The organism is Nostoc sp. JL31, assembly GCF_017114965.1.
Lineage (GTDB): Bacteria > Cyanobacteriota > Cyanobacteriia > Cyanobacteriales > Nostocaceae > Nostoc > Nostoc punctiforme_A.
On sequence record NZ_JABXKO010000091.1, the window covers coordinates 62,421 to 70,582 of the forward strand.

Genomic DNA, 8,162 nt, shown 5'->3' on the forward strand with positions numbered 1-8,162 from the left:
TGTTTATCCTGACTCAAAAACCAAAACTAAGCTACAATTCAAGCAGAGTAAGCATTTCCCGCTCAGAGACTCCCCATGTTTGATAACCTGCAAACCCAAATTTACCAACTAGAACAATTTGCCAACAGCCTCGTTTCTAACCAACTGACACACCTTAGCGTGGTAAGCGTTGGCATCATCTTTGCCGCTGGCTTGCTCACCAGTCTCACACCCTGTATGCTTTCGATGCTGCCAATTACCATTGGTTACATCGGTGGTTATGAAGCCAAAAGCCGCTTGCAAGCAGCTGCCCAATCAACTTGGTTTGCTTTGGGTTTAGCAACTACATTGGCGGGGATGGGTATTATAGCAGGTTTAGTTGGAAAAGTATACGGTCAAGTGGGAATTGGTTTGCCGATTATTGTCAGTATTATCGCCATTCTCATGGGGCTGAACTTATTAGAAGCACTACCTCTACAATTTCCATCCTTGGGTGAAACCAATTGGATTTCGCCAGATTTGCCAGCAGGATTGCGTTCCTATTTGCTGGGGCTGACTTTCGGTTTAGTCGCATCCCCTTGTAGCACACCTGTTTTAGCTAGCTTGTTAAGTTGGATTGCTAGTACACAAGACTTAATTTTAGGCGCTGTTTTGCTACTTTCTTATACAGCCGGTTATGTAGCACCATTGATTTTGGCGGGTACTTTTACAGCTTCAATTAAAAAATTACTAGAATTGCGTCGCTGGTCTGGTTGGATTAACCCAGTTAGTGGGGCACTATTGGTAGGATTCGGTGTATTTTCCTTAATTTCTCGGATTCCCCTTGGCAGTTTTTAATATCAAACCTTTGTAAAATTTTACACCTAATGACTTTAGAAGATTCAGCGTCCAAAGAAATAAAATGGTGGGCAGTACCTGGGCAGTTCTTACGGCAGGAGCTTTTGCCCGTACTGACTAACTTACGATTAGCGATCGCACTACTGCTATTGATTGCAATCTTTAGCTCTACCGGTACTGTCATTGAGCAAGGTCAGTCACCCGCATTTTACCAAGCCAACTATCCAGAACATCCAGCATTATTTGGTTTCTTAACTTGGAAAGTAATTCAAGTAGTTGGGTTAGACCATGTATATCGTACTTGGTGGTTTCTGGCATTACTCATCTTATTTGGCACTAGCTTAACTGCTTGTTCATTTACCCGTCAGTTACCAGCTTTAAAAGCTGCCCAGCGGTGGAAATATTACGAAGAACCACGACAATTTCAAAAATTAGCTTTAAGTGCAGAATTAGATACTGGTTCCCTAAATTCTCTCAGCCAAATATTACAGAAACACCGCTATAAAATTTTTCCAAATCAAGAAAAAGAAAATCTCCTTTACGCCCGCAAAGGAATAGTTGGACGCATCGGTCCAATTATCGTTCATATTGGCATCGTCGGTATTTTGCTAGGGGGAATTTGGGGCGCGATGACTGGATTTTTGGCTCAGGAAATGGTTGCCAGTGGCGATACATTTCAAGTGACAAATATTGTCGATGCTGGCCCAATAGCTGCAAAAATCCCGAAAGATTGGTCTGTACGCGTCAATCGTTTTTGGATTGATTACACTCCATCTGGTGGCATCGATCAATTTTATTCCGATATGTCTGTCTTGAATAATCAGGGAAAGGAAATTGACCATAAGAAGATTTTTGTCAACGAGCCTCTGCGCTATCATGGCATAACTTTCTATCAAACTGATTGGGGAATTGCAGGTGTTCGCGTCCAATTTAACAACAGCCCAATTTTTCAGCTTCCGATGGCGCAATTGAACACCAACGGTAACGGGCGCATTTGGGGAACCTGGGTTCCGACTAAACCGGATTTGAGTGAAGGTGTCTCTTTGTTAGCTAAAGATTTGCAAGGGATGGTATTAATTTATGATGCCACTGGCAAACTTGTTGATACAGTCCGCGCCGGGATGTTTACCGAAGTTAATGGCGTGAAGCTGAAAATTTTAGATGTTATTGGTAGCACTGGCTTACAAATTAAAGCCGATCCAGGCATCCCAATTGTTTACACAGGGTTTGGTTTGCTCATGCTGGGTGTGGTGATGAGTTACTTTTCTCACTCGCAAATATGGGCATTACAAAAAGGCGATCGCTTGTATATTGGTGGTAAAACTAATCGCGCCCAAGTTGCTTTTGAACAAGAAGTTTTAGAGATTTTAGATCAGCTGAGTTCCCAGCCAAAAGCTGAAGAGAAAGAGGCAGCGATTGAAGTTTAAACACAGAAGGGCGCATTCGCATTAGCGAAGCGGTAGCGACGTTAGGAGCGTCAGCGTCTCGCAGAGAAGGAAATCGCAGAGGTACGCAGAGGATTACTTTGCGTACCTTTGCGTCCCTCTGCGTCCCTCTGCGTTTTAAAGTTATTTACAATTAATTACGCCCACACACCTACAAATTAGGAAATTACTAGAGGTATTTATTAAACATTGAAACAAAAAATTTCTATGTCTGCCAAGCTTCAATCTCAGGGACGGGTTTGCCTTCTACCTTTAATCGCTATCTTGTTAAGTATTGCTTCTTGCGCTGCCGAGCAAAAAAACATAAAGCGTGTTTCCCTTGTTGGTACTGGGGCAAGTTTTCCCGCACCTTTGTATGAGCGTTGGCTTTCAGATTACAACCAGCGAAATCCCAATATACAAATTAACTATCAAGCCATAGGAAGCAGTGCTGGAGTGCAACAGCTCATCGACGGTACTGTAGATTTTGCAGCTAGTGATGTGGGAATTACAAAGGAACAAGCAGCCAAGATAAAACGGGGAGTAATTGCTTTGCCAATAACTGCTGGTTCTATTGTGCTGGCTTATAACCTCACACCAGTTGCACAGCAGTCGCCTCAAGTGAATGTGTCACCTGCTCTCAGGCTACCACGCCAAGTTTACGTAGATATCTTTCTCGGAAAAATTACGAATTGGAATCATCCTAGGATAGCCGCAGCTAATCCAGGTGTAAGTTTACCCGATTTACCGATTCAAGTTGTAAACCGAACAGATGGTAGTGGAACTACAAGCGTGTTCACGCAACACCTAAGCGCCATCAGTCCAGAATGGAAAAGCAAAGTTGGGGCTGGTAAATCTGTAGCATGGCGAGTCGGAATTGGTGGAAAGGGTAACGAAGGTGTTACCGCCCTGATTCAACAGATACCAGGAGCTATTGGCTATGTAGAATACATTTACGCCAAACAAAATAAGCTTCCTGTGGCTGCTTTAGAAAATAAATCTGGTAATTATATTACACCAACACCAAAATCCGTCGCACAAACTTTAGAAGCAGTCAAATTACCAGGTGATAACTTGATTGCTTTTATCACCGATCCTACAGGTGCCCAGTCTTATCCCATTGTCACTTACAGCTGGCTTTTAACTTATCACCAATATCCCAACCGAGTCAAAGCTCAAGCACTGAAAAACTTTGTGAATTGGGCTGTGATTGACGGGCAAAAATCCAGTTTGGAACTTGGATATATTCCTTTATCAAAAAAAGTTGTGCTTCAAGTGCAATCTGCTGTGAAGAAAATTGCTGAATGAAGCCGATTAATCCCATCTGCACTCATCAGCAATGATGTTACTTTTGGTGACGCACTTCAACTACAGTATGTACATTACCGCGAGGCGTGAAATCTGCTTTCACCGTGACTTCCAACGGATCGCAAGCAGCCACAAAATCATCTAAAATTTGATTGGCAGATTCTTCGTGGGAAATGTAGCGATCGCGGTAACTATTAATATAAAGTTTGAGCGCCTTCAATTCTACTACCCGTTCATCAGGCACATAGCTAACATAAATTGTTGCAAAGTCAGGATAACCGGAAAACGGACATTTACAAGTAAATTCCGGCAAAGTAATGTTAATGTCATATCGCCTCCCCACACGCGGATTCGGAAAGGTAATTAGTTTACCTTCGGCAATGTCGCGTTCGCCATATTTCATTTCTTGGCTTGCCTGAGATGCACTTTCAGATAATTTATCGGTTGTCATTTCTTATTTGTCACTTGTCACTTGTCATTTGTCATTTGTCATTAGTTATTCTACTTATCTTTACGTCCTTTTAGTAATGTTGTAGCTTGTTAACTCCTAACTGCTAACTCCTAACTCCTAACTCCCCCTCAATACTCTTCCTTCTCCCAGTCTGGACAATTCTCATCTTCACAACCGTGGGGATGCATAGCACAAACTAACAAATTACCAACATAAACTTGACCGTGGTAATGACTACAACCGATACAGGCAGGATTTTTTTCAGATGTGGGTTCAACTGAATAAGGAAAACCCGGATCTACATCTGCTACAATGTCTTCCAGTTCCCAGTAAGCTTCCAACATTGGTTCAGCCAAATCCTGTAGATACTGATCGACTTCAGTAACAATATTATTATGTACTTGCTCGGTGACTTCTTCCGTTAGCTCAAAAAATGCGTCCACCACTTCACTCATTCCCAGGAAGAAGCGCTCTACTTCATCAGCCACTGTTTCGACGATTTCTACTAAATCTTTTTGCCACTGTTCCATAAACTTGACACCTTTGCAGGCTATAAACAGGACGCTTTGTGTTATCTGGCTTGAAGCATTAGAATACACACTAGGCAATGTATCTTATCAAGTTTTAATCCGAAGTGTCATGTCAAAATGCCACTTATTGGTGATATTACGCTCAAATAATGCTTTTTATTGATCGCGTTGCAATCGTTTTAACTCGTCTTGCAGCTTTAGCACTTCATCGCGCAATTTATCTACATTCTCATCATTTGATGCCTCTTTGACCGTTGGCTCTTCATCTTCCTCTAAAATTTCAATGCGACGAGGTTGAGAAGGGGGCGTTTCTGGTGAGGTTTCACCGGATGGTTGGGCTTGTTGGGCTTGCTTCATCATATCTTCAACGAAGCGGCGAGCTTCTTCTGTGTTCATTTCGCCCTTTGCCACCATTTCATCTGCCAGCTTTTGGACTTGCGATCGCACTTCGGCTAATTTTCCCCCTGCTTTCTCACCTGCGTAAGAAGCTAACCCAACACCGAGGTAAAAAGCTTTTTGAACAATATCTCCAAAACCAGGCATTGTTGCTGACAGCTCCTAAAAATAAGGCGACCCGGAGACTACGCCTACCACAAGCCTCCCGTGTTGCTGCTACCTTCCGGTTCTGACAAGATTTGGGTGTTGCGATCGCATAGATCCAGGTCTTCAATAAGCATAACATTAAAATTCAGTAAGTGTGTGTTATTCCATAACAATTCGCCATTCATAAAGCTGATAGTTGACGCAGCCATGTTTCACCAAGGGGTCATCAGCCACAATCGTTTCTGCTTCCTCCTTTGAGGCTGCCTCAAACAGTAACATTCCACCTCTTTGCTCCACCCAATAGCCTGTTCGCGCTTTGTGTCCTTTAGTAATTAATTCCCGAATGTAGGCTTTGTGAGCAGGTACATATTGGTCAAAGGTAGGTTTATCAACTTTCCCCTCTTCAATTTTTACAAACCACGGCATTAGCTTCTTAACTCCAGTTACAACAGACAGTCTGCTTTAGTTATGACTATTTTTGAGTACCATTTGAGTAGCAATATACACGAACTATAGTGATTTACTAATTAATACTAATTAATATAGATATATGAGCCGTTTTTTTGTTGCCCTCCTACCACCACAAGATATTCAAGACTACGCCAACGAGATTAAGCAGTATTTTGCCGAGCGCTATGCTAGTAGCGGGGCGCTAAAGTCTCCGCCTCATATTACCCTGCAACCGCCCTTTGAATGGGCAGATGCTAACTTGCCACTGTTAGAAGCATCCTTGAAGGAGTTTGCCAGTGGACAACAGCCGGTAGCAATTACACTCAAAGGGTTTGATGCCTTTGCACCTCGTGTTGTATACATTAATGTCGTCAGAAGTCAAGAGCTTTTAACTTTGCAAGCTGATTTAATGGCTTATACAGAAAGCAACTTGCAAATTGTTGACAAGGTTTCTAAAACCCGCCCTTTTGCACCCCATTTAACGGTTGCATTTCGAGATTTAACAAAGCAGAATTTTAAAGATGCTTGGCTAGAATTTAAAAATCGTCAGTTGCATTTTGAGTTTACTGCTGATAAATTAACCTTGCTGCTTCACGACGGGATGCGCTGGAATATTAAACGGGAGTTTGCTTTTTTCTCTGGTAGTAATTGAGCGATGTTTTTGTGATGGACGCTGGCGCTGTTTGATATTGGAACTAATTTTGTTTTGGATTAATTGGTGATTTATATATTCTCTAATCATTAGTGGAACCGAGAAAAGATTAGCATTCTTATCTACTAGAGAGCGCTCTTGCAAAGATTCTAAAGCATCTAGTAATTGTGGTGTAGGTATCTTAGGTGATATTTGCGATCGCAGTTCTGTAATTGAGGCTGGCTGAGGATTACTTGCTAACCACTCAATAATTATATTTTCTGTATCTGACACGCGTTTAAAATTCTCTTTTAAAAGCTGGCTAATCTCGCCAAAAACTAATGTTTTTTGGTTTAAAAACTCCGAAATATTACCGTCAAATAACTTATCAATTTTGTTAAAGGCTATATTTAATGCCAATGGATTACCTGCATAGCTCTCAATGAGTTGATGCAAATCACCAGTTGAACCCCAAAAAGCACCCTTAGTTTTAAAGATTTCTTCTACTTCTGTAATTTGTAAGCCTTTTAGTTGTAATGCCCTAATAGGTAAGTTTTCTCCTATCAGTTGCCTAATTTCTCCTGGCGTTTCCTGACTTGTAAGCACTAAGGAGCTTTGATGAAGGGTTTGTGCCACTCGTCTTATAAGTTCGCTATAACCCTCGTAACCTTGATGATAATATCCAGTATCATATTTACCTGAAGCCTTTTGTAAAATTGTCTCTAGATTATCTAATATCAATAAACAATGAGCCTTTTTTAAATAATGAATCAACTGTGAAATTCTGTCATCTAAAGTTTTTGGTAAATGAGTTTCCTGCCCTTTTGATAAAAGTTTAATTAGATCGGCTAGCATATCTTTAACTGGTGGAGCATTGCGGAGACTGCGCCAAATTACAAACTCAAACTTATTTTGAATTTGCTCTGCTAGCTTTACTGATAAGCTGGTTTTGCCCATCCCATCCATACCTAACAAAGTCACTAGTCGACAGTGTTCTTCGAGAATCCAGTGTTTTAGTGTTGTTAATTCTGCTGTGCGTCCTAAAAATACAGAGATATCGGGTGCTTCGCCCCAATCAGTTAAATTTTGGATTGAATGCTGATTACTGATTACTTCATCAGTCCGAGTTAGCTGATAATCACTTGGTTCAAGTAATAAATTAAAAGCTCTGAAACAGGTGTTTAGAGTTTGTTTGTCAACTCCTATTTGGCAATGAAATACCTTCATCACTGTATCTGGATCTAAGCCAGTGCGATCGCTTAAATCTTCCAAAGTATAACGTTTATCTAAGTTTTCCCAACTTTGTGCCCGACATTTTGCTGTTTGAAGTTTCTCAAATCCTTGAGGTGTAAGAATAACACCCCGTTTGCGCCTGCGTTGTAGTGGATTCATTACTGTCCCTTAAGTTTTATACATATACTCATAAAGTAATAGTCAGTAGTTAGCGCCTGTAATATGCCGCCAAAATATTTACTTCACTTAAGAGGGTGCTACAAAGATGAGATGTGCTTTTCCTGAAATCAGATTTGTTAAATATTATGAACATTAGAAATATGAATGTAGAGACGTAGCAGTGTTACGTTTTTACAAGGGTTCTGGATAACGCAGATTTAATTTCACCAGATATCTATTGTGACTGACGATGCATTTTTTGCAGAACTGCTAGAGATGAACCAGAAGTTTTGCTGAAGTTGTCAGGGGATAAAATCCTTACTGGTCAAAGCTTTGGAAAATTGCCGATCAAAAATTTTTAAATTTATTTCTTAAGTTCCTTAACTTCGGTTGTTAGCGCAGAGTTACACGTGCAAAATACAAAAAGTTTTCCAATTGATAAATCCAGTGAAAAAGTTAAGTCGCATTTTAATAATTTTCCTCAGCTTTATTCTTTGGCTAGGTGGGCTGAGTCCGGCTTTAGCAGATAACAAAACATTTGAACCTATCCCACTAATAATATTTTGTTAATCCAGATATGAATTGTAGCAAGGTCAATGAATGCGTCAAAGTAAACT

Annotated in this window: 9 protein-coding genes and 1 other RNA gene; 4 read left to right on the top strand and 6 right to left on the bottom strand. The window is 40.8% G+C overall.

Annotated features, from left to right (window positions below):
- Positions 1-75 precede the first annotated feature (75 nt).
- The 3 genes from HWQ43_RS21195 (at position 76) to pstS (ending at position 3,548) form a co-directional block, all read left to right on the top strand.
- Positions 76-816 (top strand): cytochrome c biogenesis protein CcdA, encoded by a 741-nt coding sequence (locus HWQ43_RS21195; protein ID WP_292737743.1) that lies wholly within the window; start codon positions 76-78, stop codon positions 814-816.
- Positions 817-845: 29 nt separating this feature from the next.
- Positions 846-2,243: a cytochrome c biogenesis protein gene (locus HWQ43_RS21200; protein WP_292737745.1), complete on the top strand. Its 1,398-nt coding sequence runs from the start codon at positions 846-848 to the stop codon at positions 2,241-2,243.
- A 225-nt stretch (positions 2,244-2,468) separates the two neighbouring features.
- A complete protein-coding gene (gene pstS / locus HWQ43_RS21205) occupies positions 2,469-3,548 on the top strand; it encodes a phosphate ABC transporter substrate-binding protein PstS (protein ID WP_292737747.1) in 1,080 nt (359 codons plus the stop codon).
- A 37-nt stretch (positions 3,549-3,585) separates the two neighbouring features.
- Here the strand turns inward: pstS and queF are convergent, their stop codons facing one another.
- The 5 genes from queF to HWQ43_RS21230 form a co-directional block, all read right to left on the bottom strand.
- Entirely contained in the window at positions 3,586-3,999 is a 414-nt protein-coding gene (gene queF, locus HWQ43_RS21210) for a preQ(1) synthase (RefSeq protein WP_069072741.1), read from the bottom strand.
- A gap of 128 nt (positions 4,000-4,127) precedes the next feature.
- A complete protein-coding gene (locus HWQ43_RS21215) occupies positions 4,128-4,529 on the bottom strand; it encodes a hypothetical protein (protein WP_292737750.1) in 402 nt (133 codons plus the stop codon).
- A gap of 156 nt (positions 4,530-4,685) precedes the next feature.
- The gene (locus HWQ43_RS21220) at positions 4,686-5,072 is read right to left on the bottom strand and encodes a phasin family protein (protein ID WP_292737752.1); all 387 of its coding nucleotides are present in this window, start codon (positions 5,070-5,072) and stop codon (positions 4,686-4,688) included.
- 25 nt (positions 5,073-5,097) lie between these two features.
- Positions 5,098-5,194, bottom strand: an RNA gene (gene ffs, locus HWQ43_RS21225) — signal recognition particle sRNA small type.
- A 37-nt stretch (positions 5,195-5,231) separates the two neighbouring features.
- Complete coding sequence (locus tag HWQ43_RS21230) at positions 5,232-5,498, bottom strand: YciI family protein (RefSeq protein WP_094350336.1); 267 nt, start codon at positions 5,496-5,498, stop codon at positions 5,232-5,234.
- 124 nt (positions 5,499-5,622) lie between these two features.
- Between HWQ43_RS21230 and HWQ43_RS21235 the strand changes: the two genes are divergently transcribed.
- Positions 5,623-6,174, top strand: a complete 552-nt coding sequence (locus tag HWQ43_RS21235) for a 2'-5' RNA ligase family protein (protein ID WP_292737754.1) — start codon at positions 5,623-5,625, stop codon at positions 6,172-6,174.
- Here the strand turns inward: HWQ43_RS21235 and HWQ43_RS21240 are convergent.
- A complete protein-coding gene (locus HWQ43_RS21240; protein ID WP_292737756.1) occupies positions 6,100-7,545 on the bottom strand; it encodes an NB-ARC domain-containing protein in 1,446 nt (481 codons plus the stop codon). The two genes, HWQ43_RS21235 and HWQ43_RS21240, sit on opposite strands and share 75 nt — an antisense overlap.
- Between the last annotated feature and the right edge of the window lie 617 nt (positions 7,546-8,162).

Bases quoted from the DNA above. Each gene is read 5' to 3' on its own strand.
- HWQ43_RS21220 (WP_292737752.1), bottom strand. From the start codon at position 5,072: ATGCCTGGTTTTGGAGATATTGTTCAAAAAGCTTTTTACCTCGGTGTT.
- pstS (WP_292737747.1), top strand. From the start codon at position 2,469: ATGTCTGCCAAGCTTCAATCTCAGGGACGGGTTTGCCTTCTACCTTTA.
- HWQ43_RS21240 (WP_292737756.1), bottom strand. From the start codon at position 7,545: ATGAATCCACTACAACGCAGGCGCAAACGGGGTGTTATTCTTACACCT.
- HWQ43_RS21230 (WP_094350336.1), bottom strand. From the start codon at position 5,498: ATGCCGTGGTTTGTAAAAATTGAAGAGGGGAAAGTTGATAAACCTACC.
- HWQ43_RS21215 (WP_292737750.1), bottom strand. From the start codon at position 4,529: ATGGAACAGTGGCAAAAAGATTTAGTAGAAATCGTCGAAACAGTGGCT.
- HWQ43_RS21195 (WP_292737743.1), top strand. From the start codon at position 76: ATGTTTGATAACCTGCAAACCCAAATTTACCAACTAGAACAATTTGCC.
- HWQ43_RS21200 (WP_292737745.1), top strand. From the start codon at position 846: ATGACTTTAGAAGATTCAGCGTCCAAAGAAATAAAATGGTGGGCAGTA.
- queF (WP_069072741.1), bottom strand. From the start codon at position 3,999: ATGACAACCGATAAATTATCTGAAAGTGCATCTCAGGCAAGCCAAGAA.
- HWQ43_RS21235 (WP_292737754.1), top strand. From the start codon at position 5,623: ATGAGCCGTTTTTTTGTTGCCCTCCTACCACCACAAGATATTCAAGAC.